The sequence below is a fragment of the Desertivirga xinjiangensis genome, from assembly GCF_024436435.1.
Lineage (GTDB): Bacteria > Bacteroidota > Bacteroidia > Sphingobacteriales > Sphingobacteriaceae > Desertivirga > Desertivirga xinjiangensis.
In genome coordinates, this window is the sequence record NZ_JAFMZP010000003.1 from 628,121 (window position 1) to 652,343 (window position 24,223).

Here is a 24,223-nt window from a genome sequence, read left to right on the forward strand (position 1 = left end):
TAAAGCAGCGAGACCTCAATCTAAAATTTAAAAACAAAAATGGCAAAGCAAGTAAAATACAACGTTGATGCACGTGACGCTCTCAAAAGAGGCGTTGATACCTTGGCAAATGCAGTTAAGGTTACTTTAGGACCAAAAGGTCGTAACGTAATTATTGATAAAAAGTTCGGATCTCCGGCAGTAACAAAAGATGGTGTGACTGTAGCTAAGGAAATCGAACTAAAAGATGCTATTGAGAACATGGGTGCTCAAATGGTTAAGGAAGTAGCTTCTAAAACTGCTGATATCGCAGGTGATGGAACTACCACTGCTACTGTTTTAGCTCAGGCAATCGTAACAGCAGGTATTAAAAACGTAGCTGCCGGTGCTAATCCAATGGATTTAAAACGTGGTATTGATAAAGCGGTTGCAGCAGTTGTTGGCAGCTTAAAAGCTCAATCACAAACTGTTGGCGAAGACAATAACAAGATCAAACAAGTTGCAGCTATCTCTGCAAACAACGACGAAGTTATCGGTTCGTTAATTGCAGAAGCAATGGGCAAAGTTGGTAAAGACGGTGTGATCACTGTTGAAGAAGCCAAAGGAACTGAAACTGAAGTTAAAACAGTAGAAGGTATGCAGTTCGACCGTGGTTACCTTTCTCCATATTTCGTAACCAATGCGGATAAAATGGAAGCGGAATTAGAAAACCCTTACATTTTAATCTACGACAAAAAGATCAGCAGCATGAAAGAATTGCTTCCTGTTCTTGAAAAACAAGTTCAGACTGGCAAACCTCTTGTAATCATTGCTGAAGATCTAGACGGAGAAGCTTTAGCTACTCTTGTGGTTAACAAGATCCGTGGTTCACTGAAAGTTGCTGCTGTTAAAGCTCCAGGTTTTGGCGACCGTCGTAAAGCAATGTTAGAAGATATCGCTATCCTTACTGGCGGTACTGTTATCTCAGAAGAAAGAGGTTACAAATTAGAAAATGCAGATCTATCTTACTTAGGTCAGGCTGAGAAAATTGTAATTGACAAAGATAACACTACCGTTATCAATGGTGCTGGTAACGCAGATGATATCAAAGCTCGCGTAAACCAGATCAAATCTCAAATCGAGACCACTACTTCTGACTACGATCGTGAAAAATTACAGGAGCGTTTAGCTAAGATCGCTGGTGGTGTAGCAGTATTATATGTTGGTGCTGCTACTGAGGTTGAGATGAAAGAGAAAAAGGATCGTGTTGACGATGCTTTACATGCTACCCGCGCTGCCGTTGAAGAAGGTATCGTAGCAGGTGGTGGTGTTGCTTTCATCCGCGCAGTTGCGTCTTTAGCTGATCTTAAAGGGGCTAACGAAGATGAGAACACTGGTATCCAGATCATTCGTCGTGCAATTGAAGAGCCTCTTCGTCAGATCTGCGAGAATGCAGGAATCGAAGGTTCTATTGTAGTTCAGAAAGTTAAAGAAGGAACTGCTGACTTTGGTTACAATGCACGTACTGATGTTTATGAAAACTTAATTGGTGCTGGTGTAATCGATCCCACTAAAGTTTCTCGTGTAGCTTTGGAGAACGCAGCTTCTATTGCAGCTATGTTGTTAACAACAGAATGCGTTTTAGCTGACGATCCTGAAGAGGAAAAAGCTGGTGCCGGTATGCCTCCAATGGGTGGCGGCATGGGTGGAATGATGTAATATCATTATCATCAGATTATATTAAACCCCGGAGTGAAAACTTCGGGGTTTTTTTATTGGGAAAAAACTACAAATTTGCCGGTTAAATTTTACAAATGGACTGGGATAAATTTTACGACAAAGCTTACGATTTTATATTATTTAATGGGCCTAAATTTTTAACTGCGACTATACTGTTTTTTGCCGGCCTATGGTTGATTAAATTCGTCAAAAGAGTATTAATATCGGGAATGCAAAAGCGCGAACTCGACCCCTCGCTTCAGCCTTTCCTTCAAAGTATCATCATCATTTCTCTTCAGATATTCCTGGTTATAGGGGTAATGCAGATCATAGGTTTACAACTTACCATTTTTACTACAGTTATTGGAGCATTTGGTGTAGCCGCTGGTTTGGCCTTATCTGGTACCCTTCAAAATTTTGCAAGCGGAGTACTTATCCTGATATTAAAACCGTTCAGAGTTGGAGACAATATCATTGCGCAGGGACAGGAAGGAGCCGTAAGCTCCATTCAGATTTTTTATACAGTGGTAACCACTTTTGACAATAAAACGGTGATTATACCCAATAGTAAGCTTTCGAACGAAATTATTATTAATACCAGCAGAGAAGGAAAACGCCGGCTGGACATACTTTTGAAGGTAACCTACGCTACCGATTTCAATGAGGTAAAGCCTATTATTGAGGAATCCATTAAAAACTCTGCTAACATCCTGTCATCTCCGAGTCCAAGAATAGGCGTTTCGGTTCTTGAGCCGGATGGTTACAAGATTGTTGTAAATATCTGGGTTGCCCCGAGTGTATTTTCAGACACGAAGCTCAATTTTCAACAAAAGCTGATCGAAGACTTGAAAGCCAGGGATATAAAACTGCCTGGTATGCCATAAGGATATCTGTGGATTTTTTATTTTCTGGGGATTACCTGAATATAATTGATTAAATAATCTAATTTTGCTGATTCATGACAATGTGGCTTCTCATAAACGATGGCTTAATTGTTGAAGAATAAGGATTTTTACAAAAATATCATGTTAGGATTTTTAAATAAACTTTTCGGAAGCAAATCTGAAAGAGATATAAAGCAAATTCAGCCTTTGGTTGAACAGATCAAAGCAGAATATGCAAAACTACCAAACATCAGTAATGATGACCTGCGAAATAGAACTGCCGAGTTTAAAGCTCGCATTGCAGGCGCTTTAGCTGGTATTGATAAAGAGGTTTCTGATCTGAAACAAAAAGCAGATAATCCTGATTTACCTATTCATGAGAAAACGGAAATATACGATCAGGTTGATAAACTTATAAAAGAGAGAGATAAAGAACTCGAGAAAGTGCTTTTGGAGATTCTCCCGGAAGCCTTTGCTGTAGTGAAAGAAACTGCCCGCAGGTTCACCGAAAACAAAACTATAGAAGTAACCGCTTCAGAGTTCGACAGGGAACTTGCCGCTCGTAAACCCAATGTTGTTATTCAGGGTGATAAAGCCATCCATCATAATACCTGGCTTGCAGCCGGTACCGAAGTAACCTGGAATATGATCCATTACGATGTGCAGCTGATAGGTGGTATTGTGCTGCATCAGGGCAAGATCTCGGAGATGGCTACCGGCGAAGGAAAAACCCTGGTAGGAACTTTGCCTGCTTATCTGAACGCATTGTCCGGACAGGGAGTACATATCGTTACAGTGAATGATTACCTGGCACGTCGTGACTCTGAATGGAATGGTCCCTTATTTGAGTTTCATGGGTTGAGGGTAGATTGTATTGATCGCCACCAGCCTAATTCTGAGGCCAGGAGGAACGCATATCTTGCCGATATTACCTTTGGAACGAATAACGAGTTCGGGTTTGATTATCTGCGTGATAATATGACCAATACACCTGAGAGCCTTGTACAGCGCAAGCTTCACTTTGCTATGGTGGATGAGGTCGACTCTGTATTGATCGATGATGCCCGTACTCCTCTGATCATCTCCGGACCAATTCCGAGGGGAGATGAGCATGAGTTTTATGAATTAAAACCGAGAATAGAGCGGCTTGTTAATGCTCAGAAAAATTACATCACCTCGGTATTAAACGAAGCAAAGAAACAGATCAATGAGGGTAAATCCGGCCCGACAGAGGGTGGTCTAGCCTTGTTCAGAGCTCATCGCGGGCTTCCTAAAAATAAAGCCCTGATCAAGTTCTTAAGTGAGAGCGGCATAAAACAAATCCTTACCAAAACAGAGAACTATTATTTACAGGATCAGGGTAAGGAAATGCCTAAGGCTGATGCTGAGTTATTCTTTGTGATCGATGAAAAACATAACCAGGTTGAGCTTACTGAAAAAGGCATAGAGCTGATCACTACTTCTGGTGAAGATCCTAATTTCTTTGTGATGCCAGACGTAGGTACTGAAATTGCTGAAATTGAGAAATCATCACTTCCTAACGATGAAAAGATTGCACGGAAGGATGAACTCATGCGCGACTTCTCTATCAAATCAGAGCGTATCCACTCGGTAAACCAATTACTAAAAGCATATACCGTATTTGAGCGTGATGTAGAGTACATCATTGATGAGGGTAAGGTTAAAATCGTTGACGAGCAAACCGGCCGTATCATGGAGGGACGCCGTTATTCCGATGGTTTACATCAGGCTATCGAAGCAAAAGAAAATGTTAAGGTTGAAGATGCAACCCAAACCTATGCTACGGTAACCTTGCAGAATTACTTCAGGATGTACCATAAGCTGGCTGGTATGACTGGTACAGCAACTACTGAAGCGGGTGAGTTATGGCAGATCTATAAGCTTGATGTGGTTGAGATCCCTACTAACGTTCAGACTCAGCGGAAAGACATGGAGGATAAGGTTTATCGTACCATGCGGGAAAAATATAATGCCGTAGTTGACGAGATTGCTGCCTTAACACAAGCTGGTCGCCCGGTACTGGTTGGTACAACGTCAGTAGAAATTTCTGAGCTATTAAGCCGGATGCTTAAGCTTCGCGGAGTTAAGCACAACGTGTTAAATGCCAAGCTTCACCAAAAAGAGGCTGATATTGTGGCTGAGGCAGGTCTGGCCGGAACTGTTACCATAGCAACCAACATGGCAGGTCGTGGTACCGATATAAAATTAGGGCCAGGTGTTAAAGACGCAGGTGGTTTAGCTATTGTTGGTACCGAACGCCACGAGTCCCGTCGTGTTGACCGCCAGCTGCGTGGTCGTGCGGGACGCCAGGGCGACCCGGGTTCTTCACAGTTCTTCGTGTCTCTTGAAGATAACCTGATGCGTTTATTCGGTTCTGAACGAATAGCTAATATCATGCTTCGTATGGGAATTGAGGAAGGCGAAGTTATCCAGCATTCCATGATCACCAAGTCAATAGAGCGTGCACAACGTAAGGTGGAAGAGAATAACTTCGGCATACGTAAACGTTTGCTTGAATATGACGACGTAATGAATTCTCAAAGAACGGTGGTGTATGCGAAACGCAAAAACGCATTGTTCGGAGAACGTTTGGAAGTCGACTTAAATAATACCATTTACGATACCGTTGAAGATATCGTAACAGAGTATAAAGAGACAGCAAATTTTGAGGGTTTCCAGCTGGAGGTCATTCGTGTATTCTCAGTTGATGCTGAAATCACAGAAAAGCAATTTGCAGATACCTCGGTGCCAAACTTAACCCAATCTGTTTTTGAGAAAGTTACCGAGTTTTATCACCGTAAAAATGAAGCCATCGCTCAACAGGCCTTGCCGGTTCTGCAGCAGGTTTACCAGGAACGCGGTCAGTATATTGAGAACATTATAGTTCCGTTTACTGATGGAATCAGAGGCGTACAGGTTTCTGCAAACCTTAAAAAGGCAGTTGAAACAAACGGACGCGAAGTAAGTACCGCTTTTGAAAAAACCGTAGTGCTGGCATTGATTGATGACGCCTGGAAAGAGCATCTGCGTGAAATGGACGAGTTAAAGCAGTCTGTTCAAAATGCGGTGTATGAGCAAAAAGATCCTCTTGTTATTTATAAGATGGAGGCGTTCAATCTCTTCAGACAAATGCTTCTTTCGGTGAACAAAGACGTTGTCAGCTTCCTGTTTAAAGGTGGCATCCCTGTGCAGGAATCGGAAGAAGTAAGAGAAGCCCGTCCCCAACCAAAGCAGGATATGTCAAAGCTGCGCGTGTCGAAGCCTGAGTTGGCTGCTGTAGACGGGGGAAATGCACAACCCGGATTTGAAGATACCAGGGAGATTCAAAAACCGACTCCCGTGCGGGTTGAGAATAAAATAGGAAGAAACGATCCATGCCCTTGCGGAAGCGGCAAGAAATATAAAAACTGCCATGGTGCAGGATTAGAATAAGCTGAATGTTAAAGGAAAAAATTCAGGAATTATCTAAGCATATACACGGCGATGTTATCAAACATCGCCGTCATCTTCATGCTAACCCCGAATTATCGTTCGTGGAGTACAACACCTCTGCTTATGTAAAAGCGACTTTAGACGAACTGGGTATTTCCTGGCTGTCGATGGCCAGCACCGGCGTAGTGGGGATAATCAAAGGTGAAAAACAGTCGGACGCAGTCATTGCTCTTCGGGGAGATATGGACGCTTTACCGATCAGGGAAGCTAACGATGTTCCTTACAAGTCACAAAATGAAGGCGTAATGCATGCCTGTGGACACGACGTCCATACCTCTTCTTTGTTGGGTACCGCCCGTATCCTGCAGCAAATAAGGGCTGATTTTGGCGGCACTATTAAACTGATCTTTCAACCCGCTGAGGAGCGTTTACCGGGAGGTGCTAACCTGATGATCCAGGAAGGTGTGCTTGAAAATCCCAGACCGTCAGCAGTGCTGGGCCAGCACGTCATGCCGTTGATAGATGCGGGTAAAATTGGTATCCGTTCGGGAAAATACATGGCCTCTACCGACGAACTCTATGTAACCGTGAAAGGAAAAGGAGGACATGGGGCTCAGCCGCAGCAGAATATTGATCCTGTAGTCATCGCCGCCCACATCATTGTGGCCCTTCAGCAAATTGTAAGCCGTGTGTCTGATCCGAAGCTTCCAACGGTGCTTTCCTTCGGAAAAGTAATAGCCAATGGAGCTACTAATGTCATTCCGGATGAAGTGTACATTGAAGGAACATTCCGTACGATGGATGAAGTTTGGCGTGCAGAAGCGCATAAGCGGATGAAAAAGATGGCGGAAGGCATGGCGGAAAGTATGGGCGCTAGTTGCGAATTTAAAATCGTGAACGGTTATCCTTTTCTTATCAATGAGCCAGATTTAACTGCACAGATCAGGACTTTTGCCGAAAACTACCTGGGTAAGGAGAATGTAGAGGATCTGGATCTCTGGATGGCAGCCGAAGACTTCGCTTATTATTCACAGGTTACCGATGCCTGTTTCTATCGCCTGGGCACACGAAATGAGTCAAGGGGAATAACATCTTCGGTTCATACTCCAACTTTCGATATTGATGAAAGGGCTTTAGAAATCAGTACCGGCTTAATGGCCTATATCGCCTTAAAGCGTTTAGGCAATTAGTTTTTACGCTTCAGCTGTTTGTTTATGGTAAGAAAGCTCCTTTCTTTTCTCTTTCTTTTTTGGCTGTTATTTACTGTATATGCAGGCACTGCCCAACAGATCAAGCGCTTTAATCCTGATACAGTACTTACCATTGTGTTGGATTCGGCAGTGATTGTTAAGGCGGCCCGGATCAACAACCAAACTTTCATCAATAAGATCTTAAGGGACACCAGCTTTTACGAGGCCTTCAGGAATATGAAGCGCTATAGTTTCACCGCCGAAAACAGGATTTTTACTTACAATAAGAAAAATGCTGTTGAAGGTAAGATCTACCGGAAGATTTTTCATAATAACGAAGGCGAATACAAAATGCAGTTCCTTACCAGGCAGGATAGCGGCTCGCTTTATAAGAAAAACGGAAAGTATCAGCTGTACACCGTAGAGATGTTTGATTATATCTTCATGAATGCATACAATACTGACTTCGCCCCCGCATCCGCCCCATCCGGCGCTAAGAAAGGGAGTAATGAATCCTATAAAGACAAGCTTAAAACCTTGATATTTAGTCCTGGAAAGCCAATTAAGGGAGTCCCCTTTATCTCTGGTAAGACCGAGATCTTCACCCCTAACATGCGCCAGTATTATGATTATTCTTACAGTAGTGCTACATATCTTGACTCGATCCCTGTATATCGTTTTAAAGTAAGTGTCAAACCAGACCTGTCCAACTGGACTAAAGATGGGTTGATGATAAGAGAGCTTACTACTATTTTTGACAAGCGAGATCTAAAGATTCTTGGCAGGTACGTAGACATGAAGTACGATAATCTTGCTTTTGAATTTGATGTGCAGATGAATATAGAAATGGCCCCCTTTGATGGCGGAGAAACCCTGCTGCCTACTAAGATAAGTTATCAGGGCAACTGGGATATTCCTTTTAAGAAAGAAGAGCGCGCAAGTTTTCTTATCTTGCATAAAGGTTACCGCAGAGCGCCCGGTAATTAATCAAGATACCTTTAAAAAGTTGTTGTGTCGTTGAATCTTAGATCAGATTATGATTGCGAAGGAAACAGTAGATAAGATACTTGAAACCGCCAGAATAGAGGAGGTTGTCGGCGATTTTGTGAACCTGAAAAGGCGCGGCACAAGTTTGATCGGTAACTGCCCCTTCCATAATGAAAAAACGCCCTCATTCAATGTCTCCGTAAATAAAGGGATATTTAAATGCTTCGGTTGCGGTGAAGGCGGCGACTCTGCCAGCTTCATAATGAAGCATGAAAAATACTCTTATCCTGAAGCTCTCCGGTATTTAGCGAAGAAATACAATATCGAAATAGAGGAGATCGAGCAATCTCCTGAACAGCAGGAAGCCGATAACCGTCGCGAGAGCTTATACATCGTTTCTGCATATGCCGCAAAGTTCTTCAGTGAAACCATGTGGGAAACCGATCAGGGCAAGACTATCGGCCTGGGTTATTTTAAAGAACGAGGCTTCCGTGATGATATCATTAAAAAGTTTGAGCTCGGCTATTCACCAGATAGCTGGGATGCTCTTACAGACAAAGCTTTAAGAGAAGGGTTTAAAGAAGAGTTTCTCGAAAAAACCGGATTGACCATCCGTAATGACAAGGGCAAATTATACGACCGTTTTCGCGGGCGGGTGATGTTCCCTATCCATAATTTTACCGGCCGGATCATTGGATTTGGAGGGCGCACCCTTGTAACCGACAAAAAAGTCCCAAAATACGTTAACTCGCCCGAGAGTGATATTTATCATAAGTCCAATGTGCTTTATGGCCTTTTCCAGGCTAAAAAGGCTATTCGCGATCTGGATAATTGTTACCTGGTAGAGGGATACGCAGATGTACTCTCCGTACAGCAGGCTGGAATTGAGAACGTAGTTGCTTCGTCGGGGACCTCCCTCACTACAGAACAGATCCGTCTCATCGGCCGTTTTGCAAAGAATGTCACCATTCTCTATGATGGTGATGCTGCTGGGATAAAGGCTTCATTGCGAGGTCTGGATATGATCCTGGAAGAAGGGTTAAACGTAAAGGTAGTTCTTTTTCCCGACGGGCACGATCCGGATTCTTATGTTCAAAAGCTTGGCAGCTCTGAATTCAAGACCTACATAGAAAAAAATCAGCGTGATTTTATCCTTTATAAAACCAATATCCTTCTTAAGGACGCCGGTACCGATCCTATAAAAAAGGCAGGCGTAATTCATGAGGTTGTTGAAAGTATCGCAAAAATCCCGGATAGTATTAAAGCGTCTGTTTTTATCAGGGAGTGCAGCTCTTTACTTCAGATAGAAGAGCGGGTACTTATTGCTGAGCTTAACAGGCTTCGTCTGGGGAAAATGAAGAAAGATGGAGGGAAATCCGAATCGCTTCCACCTCCCGACGCTTATCCGGATGACCTTCCGCCTCCTGATGAAGTCCTTTTTGCTGAAGAAAAATATACGGAGACAGATGACCTGCAGGAAAAGGAGATCATTCGTCTACTGCTTAACTATGGTCATGAATTAGTGAAGTGGGATGGTATCACAGATACTTATATTGCTCCCTATGTAATTTCAAACCTTGCCGATGTCGTCTTTGACAATCCGGTTTGCAAAATCGTGTTGGAAGAGTATAATGCTTACATGGAAAAAGGTGAGCTGCCCACAGCCCAGGATTTTATACAGCATAAGGATCCCCAGGTTTCAGAGATGGCTATCTCCCTGATCTCTTCACCTTACTCATTAAGTGATAACTGGCTTGCCACCCGGAAGATCTATGTTAAACATGAATCTGAGAATATGAGGGCAACCATTCTTGGTGGTATTTTTCATTTAAAAAAGCGTAAAGTGGATAAGATCCTTAAAAGTATCCGGGAAGAGATTCAAAACGAAACCGATGAGGATAACCAGCTTATCCTGATGCAACGATATATGCGCGTTAAAGAGGTTGAAAAGGGGATTTCTGCGTTTATGGGTTCAGTTGTTATAAAATAATGGCACTTCATAATCAGTTAGGCACTAAAGGAGAAACCATTGCCAGAACATACCTTGAAAATAAAGGCTATGAAATCATGGACCAAAACTGGTGTTATGGCAAAACTGAAGTAGATCTGATAGCTTATTGGGATCGAAGAATTATTTTTGTCGAAGTAAAAACCCGTACTTCAACAAATTATGGTCAGCCCGAAGAGTTTGTCACATCAACCAAACAAAAAAATCTTCAAAAGGCGGCAGATGAATATATTTATCTGATGAATTTTAAAGGGGAGATTCGTTTTGATATAATTGCAATAGTTTTCGATCGCAGCGGCAATTATCAGCTTCGGCATGTCGAGGACGCTTTTTGGTAATTGATAGAAATTATTCAAATGGAACCTGCATGAGCGGCTGCTTAAAAACTGAGATATCTAGCTTATACAAGCTTCATTGCCATTAAAAAACAAAATCATTCAATGAAAAAAATCTGGATCTGTATTATAACTGTTATCGCAATAGCGGCATGTAGAAAAGAAAAAAGCTCCTCCGTTTATTTTCTGTCACCGGAAGAGGGCAAAAATGTTGCAGTGGGTACGCCCTTGAATATCAAGCTAGATTTAATTCCCGGCTCTTTTGATTCGGTGACATACCTGATTGATACCACAGAGATTGCATCAAAAACTGATACAAGCAGCGTAAGCTTTTCCACTGATAAGATGGACCTGGGCATAACCATTCTTACAGCCAAAATTTACAAAGATGGCATCGCAAAAGAAATAACAACCAACCTGGTTTTGCTGCCAGCTACGGCACCCCGGGAATATAGTTATTCGGTGATCAATACTTTTCCCCACGATACTTCTTCCTATACCCAGGGCTTAGAGTATCATGATGGTATCTTTTATGAGAGCGACGGTTTAACCGGGGAATCAAGTATGAGAAAAGTTGCTGTAGACGGTAACGTATTGAAACAGCTGGACATGCCCGCCGAGATATTCGCAGAAGGCTTAACAGTTGTGGATGACAAAGTAATCCAACTTACTTATCAGAACAAGTATGGTATTGTGTATGACAAAGCCACATTTAATAAGATCAAAGAATTTCCTTACCAGGAAAGCCGGGAAGGTTGGGGATTATGTTTCGACGGCAAAAATATTATCAAGTCTGATGGAACCAACCGCCTTTATTTCTTAAACAAAGATACCTATATCGAACAGGGGTATATTGAAGTATACGACTCGGAAGGAGCGGTCGACAGCATAAATGAATTGGAGTATATTGACGGGAAGATCTACGCAAATATCTATCAAACCGATAATATCGTTATCATAGACCCGGCAACCGGAGCGGTAGAGGCAGAACTCGACCTTTCATCTCTTTATCCGGATAATGATCGTAATGAGAACGCCGATGTTCTGAATGGCATTGCCTGGGATGCTGCGGGAAAAAGGCTCTTCGTGACCGGAAAGAAATGGGATAAGCTTTTTGAGATAAAAATAAAAGAATAAAAAAAGCGACAATAATGGTCGCTTTTTTACTGTAATCAGAACAATATAATAAATGTTCAACTAACAATTAATTATAAGCGATTCAAAAAATATGATAATTTTATCTCTTCAAACAGGGGCGATAAAAGGGGGGCAAATAAAAAATAAGAGGGCTCAAAATATTACGAGAAATATTCATACTTTAAGCCCCGCAAATTGAAAGTGTTTTTTTTACACTAAGTAGTTCTGAAGGAACTGTAAAAAGGACCCTTTTTCCGGTTAAAACGGATTCGCACAACATTTAAATTAATTAATATTTATATAAACCTTTCTTCAAATGAACAGGCTAGAAACCAAAGATTACGTCGTTTTTTTAGTTTACTTTCTAATCGTATCCATTTACGGTATCTGGATATACCGCCGCAAGCGCACTGAAAGCTCAGGCTCGAAAGACTATTTCCTTGCTGAGGGCTCATTAACATGGTGGGCGATCGGTGCCTCTCTTATTGCATCAAATATCTCGGCCGAACAATTCGTGGGAATGAGTGGTTCCGGATTTAAAATGGGTCTGGCTATTGCCACCTACGAGTTAATGGCAGCATTAACCCTGGTTATAGTCGCCATATTCTTTATACCGGTGTATCTTAAAAATAAGATATTTACCATGCCTCAGTTCCTTCACCAAAGATACAACGGCACGGTAGCCATGATCATGGCTGTTTTCTGGCTTCTTTTATATGTAGTAGTTAACCTTACCTCTATCCTTTTCCTCGGAGCTATTGCAATTAACAGTATCTCCGGTATAAGCTTAGATGCTTGTATGTATGGACTTGCCATCTTTGCGATCATCATCACATTAGGAGGAATGAAAGTTATCGGATTTACAGACGTGATCCAGGTATTCTTCCTGATCCTTGGCGGTTTGGCAACTACCTATCTTGCACTTAACCTGGTATCAGACCATTATGGTACAACAGGCGTATTAAACGGCTTTGCCTTACTTACCGAAAAAGCTCCTTCTCACTTCGATATGATCTTTGATAAGGATAACGAAAATTTCATTGACCTTCCTGGATTAACATTACTGGCTGGTGGTATGTGGATTGTGAACCTGAACTACTGGGGCTGTAATCAATACATTACTCAGCGTGCTCTGGGCGCCGATCTTAAAACTGCCCGCGGTGGTATCTTATTCGCAGCTTTTCTTAAGATTTTAATGCCTGTGATCGTAGTTTTACCTGGTATCGCTGCTTATGTATTGTGGAAAGAAGGCGCCGGAACATTTAAGACTGATATGTTGCTTGGTGATGAAGTAGCGCCAGACAGAGCTTATCCTGTATTATTAGCATTGCTTCCTGCAGGTTTGAAAGGACTTTCCTTTGCCGCATTAACTGCAGCGGTAGTGGCTTCTCTGGCTGGTAAAGCAAATTCCATCGCTACTATTTTCACGCTGGATATCTATAAAAAAGTAATCAATCCCGAGGCGAGTGAAACCAAACTGGTGAACATCGGTAAGATCTCCGTTATTGTATCGATGATCTTAGGTGTGATCATTGCACCACATTTGGGGATCGACAAAAAAGGCGGGTTCCAATATATTCAGGAATACACAGGTTTCGTGTCGCCGGGTATTTTTGCCATGTTTATCCTGGGGTTCTTCTGGAAGAAAACAACATCAAACGCGGCATTATTCGCAACTATCGGAGGATTCCTGCTGTCTTTAGTGCTTAAATTTTTGCCAGGATGGGTAGATCTTTCTTTCCTTTACCCTTTCGGCTTTGCGGTTCCAAACCCTGCTTCCGGCGGAATCTATGAAATTCCATTCCTTGATCGTATGGGCTTTGTATTCATATTCTGCATAATAGGTATGTACATAATAAGTATGATAGAGAATGGAAAAGGAACAAGACCTACCGGCCTTGAAGTAGATACAAAAATGTTCAGAACTACCACTGGTTTTGCGGTTGGTTCATTGATCATTGTGGGAATTCTTGCTGCTATTTACACCATTTACTGGTAGGTATCATTGAAAATTGCCAAAAAGCCCTTCCCGATGCGACGGTGAAGGGCTTTTTTTATGATAATGCCCCATTCATAGAAAAAATCAGATATGCGGGTGAAATCATGTTCATCTTAACCAAAAGATGTTATTTTTACCGGCTGTCAACTCAAATTGATTTATGTCGAAATTGAACAGAAAGCAGGATGCTCTGGATTATCACTCAAAAGGCCGTCCTGGAAAGATTGAGGTCATTCCTACCAAACCCACCCATTCTCAAAGAGATCTAACATTAGCTTACTCCCCAGGTGTTGCTGAACCATGTTTGCAGATTGCAGAAAATGTAGATGATGTTTATAAATACACAGCGAAAGGCAATCTGGTAGCTGTAATCAGTAATGGAACCGCAGTTCTTGGATTGGGCGACATCGGTCCTGAAGCAGGAAAGCCTGTGATGGAAGGAAAGGGCTTACTCTTCAAAATATTTGCAGACATAGATGTATTTGATCTGGAGCTAAACACCAAGAACGTTGATGAATTTGTGCAGATAGTAAAAGCACTCGAACCTACCTTCGGCGGAATTAACCTGGAGGATATAAAAGCTCCCGAGTGTTTTGAAATAGAGCGCCGTTTAAAGGAAGAAATGAATATTCCGGTAATGCACGATGATCAGCATGGAACAGCCATCATCTCCTCGGCGGCCCTCATAAACGCATGCGAATTACAAAAAAAGAAGCTGGACAAAGTTAAAATAGTGGTAAACGGCGCTGGTGCTGCGGCAATTTCCTGCTCACGCCTGTATGTGAGTGTAGGTGCAAAAAAGGAAAATATCGTGATGCTAGACCGGTCTGGCGTTATTCGTAAAGACCGGCATAACCTCGATGCAACTAAAGCGGAGTTTGCCACTGATCGCCAAATAAGTACACTTGAAGAGGCCATTAAAGATGCCGATGTTTTTATAGGGTTGTCTACATCCGACGTGCTTACAGCCGATATGCTAAAAACGATGGCCAAGAATCCTATTGTTTTTGCTATGGCTAACCCAAACCCAGAGGTTGCCTACGACGTTGCAGTGGCTGCCAGGAAAGATATTATCATGGCTACCGGCCGTTCTGACTATCCCAACCAGGTAAATAACGTGCTTGGATTCCCTTATATATTCCGGGGAGCAATGGATGTACGCGCCACTACCATCAACGAGGAAATGAAAATTGCTGCGGTGAAAGCCATCGCAGATATGGCAAAAAAGCCGGTGCCAGAGTCAGTTAACCTTGCCTATAACATTCAGAACCTAAAGTACGGAAAAGATTATATCATTCCGAAGCCGATGGATCCACGTTTAATTACTTCTGTATCACCTGCCGTCGCAAAAGCAGCGATAGAATCTGGGGTAGCCCGTAAGATAATAACAGACTGGGATGCTTATGCAGATGGCCTGGGCCGCAGGCTGAGTAAAGAAGATGCATTACTACGGACCATCAGCAGTAAGGCGAAATCTCTACCCCAAAGGGTCCTGTTTGCAGAAGCAGATAATTACAAGATATTGAAAGCCGCACAGATCGTTAAAGACGAGGGTATTGCTACGCCCATACTCCTTGGCAACAAAGAAGCGGTAAGGAAAATTATTATAGACAATGCCCTTGATCTTGATGGCGTAAAAATTATTGATCCGGCTGAAGAAAAGGAAAAAATTCAGCAATACGCCGAGTTTCTATATAAAAAGAGGCAGCGCCGGGGCATCAATCTTCCTCAGGCCGAAAAGCTTGTAAAAGACCGCAACTATTTTGGCTCCTGTATGGTAGAGTTTGGAGAGGCTGATGTACTGATCTCCGGACTGACTAAGGACTACGCAACTACAGTAAGACCTGCACTTCAAATCATTGGAACTGAGCAGGGAATATCAAGGGTGGCAGGAATGTATATGATGCTAACAAAGAAAGGCCCTGTCTTTTTTGGCGACACAACCATAAACAAAAACCCTACTGTTGAAGAGCTTGTCGATATTACGGTTTTACTTGACCGGTCGGTGCGCAAGTTCAATGTAGACCCGCGGATCGCTATTCTTTCGTATTCCAACTTCGGAACGGTGGAAGGAGAGGTTCCTGAGAAGACACGATTAGCGGTGAGTTTACTTCACGAAAAATTTCCGGAGATTACTGTAGACGGCGAAATGCAGGGGAACTTTGCTATAAATCCTAAGCTCCTTAAAAATAACTTTCCGTTCAGTCGCCTGGTTGGAGAGCCTGCTAATACGCTGGTGTTTCCTAACCTCGAGTCTGGAAACATCGCGTACAAACTTTTGCAGGAACTAGGAGAAGCTGAAGCTGTTGGCCCGATACTGCTCGGACTGAATAAGGCCGTACATATCTTGCAGATGGATAGCTCCGTGCGTGAAATAGTGAATATGACAACTATAGCTGTAGTCGATGCTCAATCCAAACAAGGTTCTTAAAGTAACAACTAGTAACAACTATAGATTAGCTAATGCCCCGTTCTGACGGCGTTTTTTAATATATTTTTTTTGAAACTGGCACAGGTGTAATTCCGTAGCAGAGTGTGACTTAGAGGGTTAGGTTTGCGATGTGATAAACTTCATCTATGAATTACCTTTTATTTTGCATTTTTGCTCTTGATTAAATAAAGAATGTACGAGTATATTGATGGAAAGCTGGTGTTCAAATGCCCGGCTTATGTTATAATAGAAGTTGGGGGAATAGGCTATCATATTAATATTTCGCTTAACACCTATTCAAAGCTACCTGGCCAGGAACGGTGTAAATTATATACCTGGCTGCATGTTAAAGAGGATGCACACACACTTTACGGCTTTATAGACGAGGGGGAAAGACGCTTATTTCTGCATTTAATTTCGGTATCAGGCATAGGAGCGGGAACCGGCCGGATGATCCTGTCGTCCATTACACCGGAAGAAATACAGGTGGCGATTGTAAAGGGAGATGTTCCTCTTATTCAGAAGATCAAGGGAATCGGCCCAAAATCGGCGCAGCGTATTGTTCTTGAGCTCCAGGATAAGCTTAAAAAAGAAGGTTTGGAAACGCTTACATCTCTTCCGCAGTTCAACACGGCCAAAGAAGAGGCCTTATCCGCTCTTGTAATGCTTGGTTTTGCTAAGAATGTGGCAGATAAGGCCATTGAAAATGTTCTGATACGCGAGACCGGAACGTTAACTGTTGAGCAATTAATAAAAAGTGCTTTAAAAAGCTTATAATTACGTTCCAAAATAATGTAATTTTCAAATACATTTGGGTTTTGAGAAAGATTTCTACCTTTTCTTTTCTGGTTTTGTGCATTGGCTGCCTGATTTTCATGCAAAGGCAAGGTATTGCTCAAACAACAGGTACCGCTGCTGATAGCTTGAAGCTTCGATATCCTTTTAGTGATTCAAAAATCCTGGAACTGAATCCCAAACCTGGATTTTATTTACCTAATCCTTCTAATATTCAGCGCAGTGTTGAATTTGATGCCGTTAACAAACGGTATGTTATCCGGGAGAAGATAGGTGAGCGTTTGTACAAAGCACCGCAATATCTTTCCATTGAAGAATATCAACGGTACGAAAATGAACTGATAAAACGTAATTACTGGAAAGAACTCTCTGAAGCGCCAATAAAGGAGGCCCGTACTCCAGGCTTTATACCTAGCGTCAAAATTAACAGTAAGTCGTTCGAACGCATCTTCGGAGGTAATTCTATAGATATCCGGCCCCAGGGTTCGGCAGAGCTAACCCTGGCGGGGCGCTTGAATAAGACTGAAAATCCCCTGTTCAATGAACGTCAAAGGAGGCAGGGAAACTTCGACTTTGATCAGCGCATTCAGATGAATGTAATGGGACAAATCGGTACCAAGCTAAGGATTTCCACGAATTACAATACAGAAGCACAATTTGATTTCGAGAATCAGATGAAGATCGATTACACGGGTAAGCCGGATGAAATTGTTCAGAAGGTTGAGGCTGGTAACGTAAATCTTCCCTTAAGCTCTACCCTAATTACCGGGAGCCAGGCTCTTTTTGGTATCAAAACTCAATTGCAGTTTGGTAAGTTAAATGTAACCAGTGTATTCTCACAGCAGAAATCTCAGCAAAAAGAAATAACTATATCCAATGGTTCTCAGCAAAATGACTTCCGTATTTCGGGTGATAGTTATGAAGCCAATAAACACTACTTTCTTGCTCATTACTTCAGAGACAGATATAATGATGCCCTCCGGAATAGACCTATTATTTCATCTAATTATAACATAACAAAAATTGAAGTCTGGGTAACTAATCGAAATAACAGTACCACAGATTCCCGGGATATTATTGGTTTGATAGACCTGGGTGAGCGCGATTCTATTGTGAATGACAATCTTCTGGTTGGAAATAGCCCTGTTCCGGCAGCAGGTCCTGTCGGTGATCCTGTTTTAGGCCCCCGGCAGTCCAACAACCTCTTGCCTTTACTAGAGGCTAATCCAAACAACAGAAAAACCAATTCTAACGACCTGAATGCCTTTTTTGCTGGTCAGAACGGGAATAATAATTTTTCGAAATTAACCTACGCCCGCCGTTTAACCGACAGGGAATTTACTTTAAATGCCCGTTTAGGATATATTTCATTAAATACTTCATTGAACGCTGATGAAGTGCTGGCTGTTGCTTACCGTTACAATTACAATGGGGAAGAATATCAGGTTGGTGAGTTTTCTACCGATGTTCCTGTCAACAATGAAGATCCAACGGCATTGTATGTGAAACTTTTAAAAAGTGAAACACTTAAAACCAGTTTACCCACCTGGCACCTGATGATGAAGAACATTTATTCATTGGGAGCATATCAGGTAAGCCGTAACGGTTTCAATTTAAATGTATTTCGCTTAGACGAATCAAGCGGTGTAGAAAAGCCGATTGTTACTGAAGGGGCCAATACCAGCGGAAAACTTTGGCTTCAGATCACTGGATTGGACACGCTTAACCAGGTGGGCGATCGCCGGTCGGACGGGGCGTTCGACTTTGTAGAAGGGGTAACCATCGACGCACTGAATGGCCGGGTAACCTTCCCTGTCCTTGAACCCTTTGGTCGTAATCTTGAAAACCAGTTTGTGGAGCCTGATTTGCGCAACAAGTACGTCTTCAAAGAACTATATAATTACACTAAAGCGGATGCTCAGCAGCTTTTTACGAATAAAAACCGCTATATAATTAAGGGTACTTTCCAGTCGGAGGTGAGCTCTGAGTTTCAACTGAATGCTATAAACATACCTCCCGGTTCTGTACAGGTAATTGCAGGGACTTTACCATTGCAGGAAGGCGTAGATTTTACGGTGGATTACAATAGTGGGAGGGTAAAGATCCTTAACCAGGCATTATTAAATTCCGGCCAGCAGATACGCATTAAGCAGGAGAGCAATGAACTTTTCGGATTGCAGCAGCGGTCTTTATTTGGATCGAGGTTCGATTACCGGGTTAACCATAAGTTGAACCTGGGAGCTACTATTATGAACCTCACAGAGAAGCCACTGACTGCCAAAGTGAATATTGGTGAGGAAGCTATCTCGAATACGATCTGGGGCTTAGATGCCAATTACAGTTCTGACTCACGCTGGCTAACCCGGATGGTGGATAAAATCCCGCTTATCAACACCAAAGAAGTTTCCACTATTACTTTCTCCGGCGAATATGCTAACATGATCCCGGGACATCCGAAAGCTCTGAATTTTGCGGGCAGTAAAAATGGAACCAGTTACCTGGATGATTTTGAAGGTAGCCGTTCTATCATTGATATAAAGAATTTTGCTGGCTGGCAGATTTCAGGGACACCGCTTAATACATCACTTAACGGGAACAGGTTTTCTGAAGCCACGTTAGTAAATGATCTTGAATATGGCGGGAACAGGGCTCGTTTAGCTTTTTACAATATTGACCCTATATTTTTTAATACCAACGCACTTACTCCGGATAACATCCGCCGGAACCCGAATGCCCGCTCAAATCACTATACCCGGGAGATCTTAGAGCAGGAAGTTTTTCCGTTTAAACAGTCGGCAACAGGTCAGCAATTAACACTTCCTACTTTTGATCTTGCTTATTATCCAAGCTTACGTGGTCCTTACAACTATACCGCTACTGGTTTAAACCCTGACGGAACATTAAATAATCCCAAAAGCCGCTGGGGAGGTATATTCCGGCGCCTGGAAACCAATGATTTCGAAGCTCTGAATATAGAGTTTATCGAAATGTGGGTGATGGATCCCTTTATTTATAAACCTAATCATGAGGGAGGAGATCTTTATTTCAATCTTGGTAATATTTCTGAGGATATTCTTAAAGATGGTAAGAAGTCGCTGGAAAACGGTTTGCCTGCCGATGGGGATATAAGTAAAGTGAACACTACCGTATGGGGAAGAGTGCCAAAACTGCAGCCGGTGATCCAGGCCTTTGACAATAACCCTTCTGCGAGGCAGTTTCAAGATGTTGGTTTGGACGGATTGACCAGTAACGACGAGCGTCAGTTCTTTGCCGATAGAGTAAACCAGATCAAAGGTCAGCTCAATGCACAGGCCGCTGCAGCGTTTGATGCGGATCCATCGTCAGATGATTTTCAATATTACCGAGGCGGAAATCTGGATGCACAGGACGCTGGTATATTAAAACGTTACGAACGTTATAACGGTACTGAAGGAAACTCGAAAACTACCGAGCAATCACAATCAGAAACGGGCATTGATAATACAGCCTCTACATCCCTGCCGGATGGAGAAGACGTAAATCGCGATAACACTTCCACTTCTACCGACGAGTATTTCGAGTATAAAGTTTCCATCCGGCCTGGCAGTATGGTGGTTGGACAAAATTATATTACAGATAAAGTGACCTCTACGGTTAAAATGCCTAACGGTTCGTCTCAACAGGTGTCCTGGTACCAGTTTAAAATCCCTATTGCTCAGGGTCAAAAGGTAGGTGATATCCAGGATTTTAAATCAATTCGATTTATACGGGCTTACTTGACCGACTTTGCAGATACCACAATTTTAAGGATGGGCAGATTGCAGCTGGTTCGTGGCGAATGGCGAAGATATAATGCCGAAAATAATTCGGCCAAGGTTCTTGCTGAGCCGGGCTTACCTCCGGTAGTGGATCCTAACGAAACACTTGATGTAACTACAGTTAACATCGAGGAGAATGGAAAACGTACCCCAATTCCTTATGTGGTACCTCCTGGTGTAGAACGCGAACGCGATTACGGAAACTTCCGGGGCGAAACTCAGCAGAACGAGCAGGCACTTGCCGTGAACGTGAAAGACCTGCGTGATGGTTATGCGCGTGCTGCTTTCCGTACCACGTACAACGATTTCCGCTCGTATAAAAAGATGGAGATGTTTATCCATGCCGAAGGCGAGAACCTCAGGGATAACGAAGTAAATGCCTTTGTCAGGATCGGTTCGGATAACCAGGAAAATTATTATGAGTATGAACGGCCGTTGAAGGTAACACTTCCGGGCACCCGCGATCCTTATGCCATCTGGCCTGAAGCGAACAGTATTGAAATTGAGCTGGCCAAATTCCAGGAAGCGAAAGCCGCCCGTAATAATGAACAATGGCCGACTAATGTGCCATATATCTACACCGATGGGGTAAGCCGGATCACTGTAATGGGACAACCTGATATGAGCAAGGTTCGGGTATATATGCTTGGCGTTCGCAACCCTTTGCGAAACGATGCTAATCCTGGCGATGACGATGGCCTCGCAAAGTCAGCCCAGGTTTGGTTCAATGAGCTGCGGCTTACTGATTTCGATGAAAGAGGTGGCTGGGCCGCCACCGCCCGCCTGAATGCAAAACTTGCCGACTTTGGAGACGTAACAATATCCGGAAGCAGAAGCACGATAGGTTTCGGTTCGATAGATAAACGGGTGAGTGAGCGGAACAGAAGTGATAATAACTTCTTCGACCTGGCGACGAGCTTTGAATTAGGTAAGTTCTTCCCGGAAAGTGTCGGACTTAAAATACCTTTATTCTTCAACCTATCATCGCAGTTAAGTACTCCTCAGTATGATCCACGCTTCCAGGATATAGAACTTGAAAATGCGTTGAAGGGACTCAACAGAAGCGAGCGCAAGGCTATCGGGCGTATTGTTAACGACTATACTTCCAGAAGAGGCTTAAGCTTTACAAATGTCAGAAAGATTAAAACTAACCCCGACAGCAAAAGTCGTTTGTGGGATATAGAAAACTGGAGTGTGTCGTACGCCTTCACCAAATACTATCACCGCGATTATATCAATGAACTGGCATTACAGAAAACATACCGGGGCGGCTTAGCTTATAATTTTGCAGGTCAGCCTAAAACATATTCGCCTTTCGAGAAGCTGATCAAATCAAACACACTGGCTTTATTGCGTGATTTTAATTTCAGTTTGTTGCCATCCTCTCTGAATTTCAGGGTTGATCTTGACAGGCAGTATTCAGAAAATATACTTCGTGATATTGGTGATGATCAAAGCAGCATCCCCTTAGGCTTGCGGACAAACTTCAATAAAAATTTTCTGATGAACCGCATTTATGGAGTTACCTGGAATTTGACCCGTTCACTGCAGATGGATTTCAACGCCACAAATTATTCGGTTATTGATGAGCCTTACGGAAGGATTGACGGCCGCGCCAGAGATTCTATATGGTCAAACCTGAAACGTTTAGGCCGCACTACTGACTACAATCATACACTGAACCTAAATTACACAGTGCCTGTCAACAAGATCCCCGGTTTACGCTGGACGAGTTTGGTGGCCCGTTACGGAACAAACTTTAACTGGAGAACAGAACCTTTGGTAACCTTGCGTGATCCGGAGATCGACTTTGGGAATGCCATCCAAAACTCAAGGACCATTCAGGTTAACCCGACATTAAACTTCGTATCCTTGTATAATAAGGTAGGATTCATCAGGAAATCAAATACTGCAGACGCTGCTGCTGCCAGGAAATTCCTGGTTAACGTATTAACCTCTGTAAAAAATATTACAGGAGCTTATACCAGGACAGAAGGAACTTTCCTTCCGGGATATAAGCCTACGACTAATATCCTGGGATATAATTTCGATTCGGACGCTCCGGGATGGGACTTCCTGTTCGGTAGTCAGCACGACATCAGGAACCGGGCTGTGAGAAATAACTGGATCACGAAAGATGAGTTGCAAAACCAGCTGTATGTAACTACTAACAGAGAGGATATCAATCTGAGAGGTACTATAGAACCATTTAAAGATCTAAGGATTGAACTGACCGCATTAAAGAGCCAGAGCTTCAATTACTCAACTACCTTTAAGTACCAGGAGGCTACTGAAAATAATGCCGCTGGCTTTGTTAATCAAAGCCCGATCACTTCTGGTGATTTTAGCATATCATTTTTCTCACTGAAAACGGCATTTGCAAAGGATGAAGTAAATGGAACTTCCAAATTGTTCCGCCAGTTCGAACAGAACCGCCAGGTGATCTCCCGCAGATTGGGGGGCTTAAATCCTAATCCAGGAGGTCAGTCCCCCGGGTATTCGGATGGTTACGGCGCAGCTTCTCAGGATGTACTGGTAGCTTCATTTATGGCAGCTTACACTGGGAAGGATGCAGAAAAAGTAAGCTTGAGCCGTTTTCCTAAAATCCCGGTTCCAAACTGGCGGATCACTTATAACGGGCTTACCAAATATAAGTTTTTTAGTGACTTATTTGCTTCCTTCGATCTTAGCCATACCTATCGTTCCACCTATAGTGTAAACGGTTTTAACTCGCTGGCACGTTATGCTGAATTAAACGGGTTCTCTTCTCAGGTGGATGCTAATGGCAACTTCCTGCCTTTCTACCAGTTTTCGCAGGTAACCCTGGCAGAGCAGTTCGTTCCCTTACTCGGCGTAGACTTCAGGCTGAAAAATAACATGAGCATCAACTTCGAGTACCGTAAATCAAGGGCCCTTAGCTTAAGCTTATCTAATAGTCAGCTGGCACAGCAACGAGATGATGGTATCATATTTGGTTTCGGTTACCGTACAAATAACTTACGTCTGCCATTTGGCCTTGGCGGTGGTCGGAAGTTAAACAATGATGTCAATTTTAGAATGGATTTTGCCATCAACGACCGTAAGACGACCATCTTCAGGGCTGATGTTGATGATGCAGAGGTTTCATCCGGAGCTAAGAATATAACTGTACGGCCTACCATTGACTATGTGTTGAATCAGCGCTTTAACCTGCGCCTGTACTATGATGGAAATATAACTAAGCCTTATACTTCACAAACATTTAATACCTCATTCAGCAACTTTGGCGTCAGTTTAAGGTTTACCTTGCAGTAGATGGCCGTTTGGCTAAGCACACGCGGCACGCGTGCGCTCAATGTCGTTAAGTGAAGCTTTTGTCTGTCCTTAGGCGTTCCGGAGGAGCTCTAAGGATTCACTAATACAAGGAGTCTCGGACTCCGTTAAAGCGCTATACAAAACGCCTGAAGAGTCGGAGACTCTTTTTTATGGGATAATCCTTAGTCCCTGGCGCGCTTAAGCCCCGACTACAGACTAAGGACAGCGCCGGCATA

12 protein-coding genes are annotated in these 24,223 nt (G+C 42.9%); all 12 read left to right on the plus strand.

The window, feature by feature from the left end; all coding sequences use genetic code 11:
* The first annotated feature begins 39 nt into the window (after positions 1 to 39).
* The 12 genes from groL to sov all read left to right on the plus strand — a co-directional run bounded on the left by groL (position 40) and on the right by sov (position 23,987).
* Entirely contained in the window at positions 40 to 1,677 is a 1,638-nt protein-coding gene (gene groL / locus J3P37_RS10895) for a chaperonin GroEL (protein ID WP_256011142.1), read from the plus strand.
* A 95-nt stretch (positions 1,678 to 1,772) separates the two neighbouring features.
* Positions 1,773 to 2,561 (plus strand): mechanosensitive ion channel family protein, encoded by a 789-nt coding sequence (locus tag J3P37_RS10900; RefSeq protein ID WP_256011143.1) that lies wholly within the window; start codon positions 1,773 to 1,775, stop codon positions 2,559 to 2,561.
* Between the two features lie 141 nt (positions 2,562 to 2,702).
* Positions 2,703 to 6,014 carry a preprotein translocase subunit SecA gene (gene secA / locus J3P37_RS10905; protein ID WP_256011144.1) on the plus strand — a complete coding sequence of 1,104 codons (3,312 nt, stop codon included), beginning with the start codon at positions 2,703 to 2,705 and terminating at the stop codon, positions 6,012 to 6,014.
* A 5-nt stretch (positions 6,015 to 6,019) separates the two neighbouring features.
* Positions 6,020 to 7,204, plus strand: coding sequence for a M20 metallopeptidase family protein (locus J3P37_RS10910; protein WP_256011145.1), 1,185 nt, complete (start codon positions 6,020 to 6,022; stop codon positions 7,202 to 7,204).
* A 24-nt stretch (positions 7,205 to 7,228) separates the two neighbouring features.
* The gene (locus J3P37_RS10915) at positions 7,229 to 8,191 is read left to right on the plus strand and encodes a hypothetical protein (RefSeq protein ID WP_256011146.1); all 963 of its coding nucleotides are present in this window, start codon (positions 7,229 to 7,231) and stop codon (positions 8,189 to 8,191) included.
* Between the two features lie 49 nt (positions 8,192 to 8,240).
* Entirely contained in the window at positions 8,241 to 10,181 is a 1,941-nt protein-coding gene (gene dnaG, locus J3P37_RS10920; protein ID WP_256011147.1) for a DNA primase, read from the plus strand.
* Positions 10,181 to 10,537 carry a YraN family protein gene (locus J3P37_RS10925; protein WP_256011148.1) on the plus strand — a complete coding sequence of 119 codons (357 nt, stop codon included), beginning with the start codon at positions 10,181 to 10,183 and terminating at the stop codon, positions 10,535 to 10,537. Before dnaG ends, J3P37_RS10925 begins: the two co-directional genes overlap by 1 nt.
* Before the next feature lie 102 nt (positions 10,538 to 10,639).
* Positions 10,640 to 11,671, plus strand: coding sequence for a glutaminyl-peptide cyclotransferase (locus tag J3P37_RS10930; protein WP_256011149.1), 1,032 nt, complete (start codon positions 10,640 to 10,642; stop codon positions 11,669 to 11,671).
* 316 nt (positions 11,672 to 11,987) lie between these two features.
* Positions 11,988 to 13,670, plus strand: a complete 1,683-nt coding sequence (locus J3P37_RS10935) for a sodium/sugar symporter (RefSeq protein ID WP_256011150.1) — start codon at positions 11,988 to 11,990, stop codon at positions 13,668 to 13,670.
* Positions 13,671 to 13,830: 160 nt separating this feature from the next.
* Positions 13,831 to 16,101: an NADP-dependent malic enzyme gene (locus J3P37_RS10940; RefSeq protein WP_256011151.1), complete on the plus strand. Its 2,271-nt coding sequence runs from the start codon at positions 13,831 to 13,833 to the stop codon at positions 16,099 to 16,101.
* 192 nt (positions 16,102 to 16,293) lie between these two features.
* The gene (gene ruvA / locus J3P37_RS10945; protein ID WP_256011152.1) at positions 16,294 to 16,878 is read left to right on the plus strand and encodes a Holliday junction branch migration protein RuvA; all 585 of its coding nucleotides are present in this window, start codon (positions 16,294 to 16,296) and stop codon (positions 16,876 to 16,878) included.
* Positions 16,879 to 16,976: 98 nt separating this feature from the next.
* On the plus strand, positions 16,977 to 23,987 hold the full coding sequence (sov, locus tag J3P37_RS10950; RefSeq protein WP_256011282.1) for a T9SS outer membrane translocon Sov/SprA: 7,011 nt from the start codon (positions 16,977 to 16,979) through the stop codon (positions 23,985 to 23,987).
* Positions 23,988 to 24,223 lie beyond the last annotated feature (236 nt).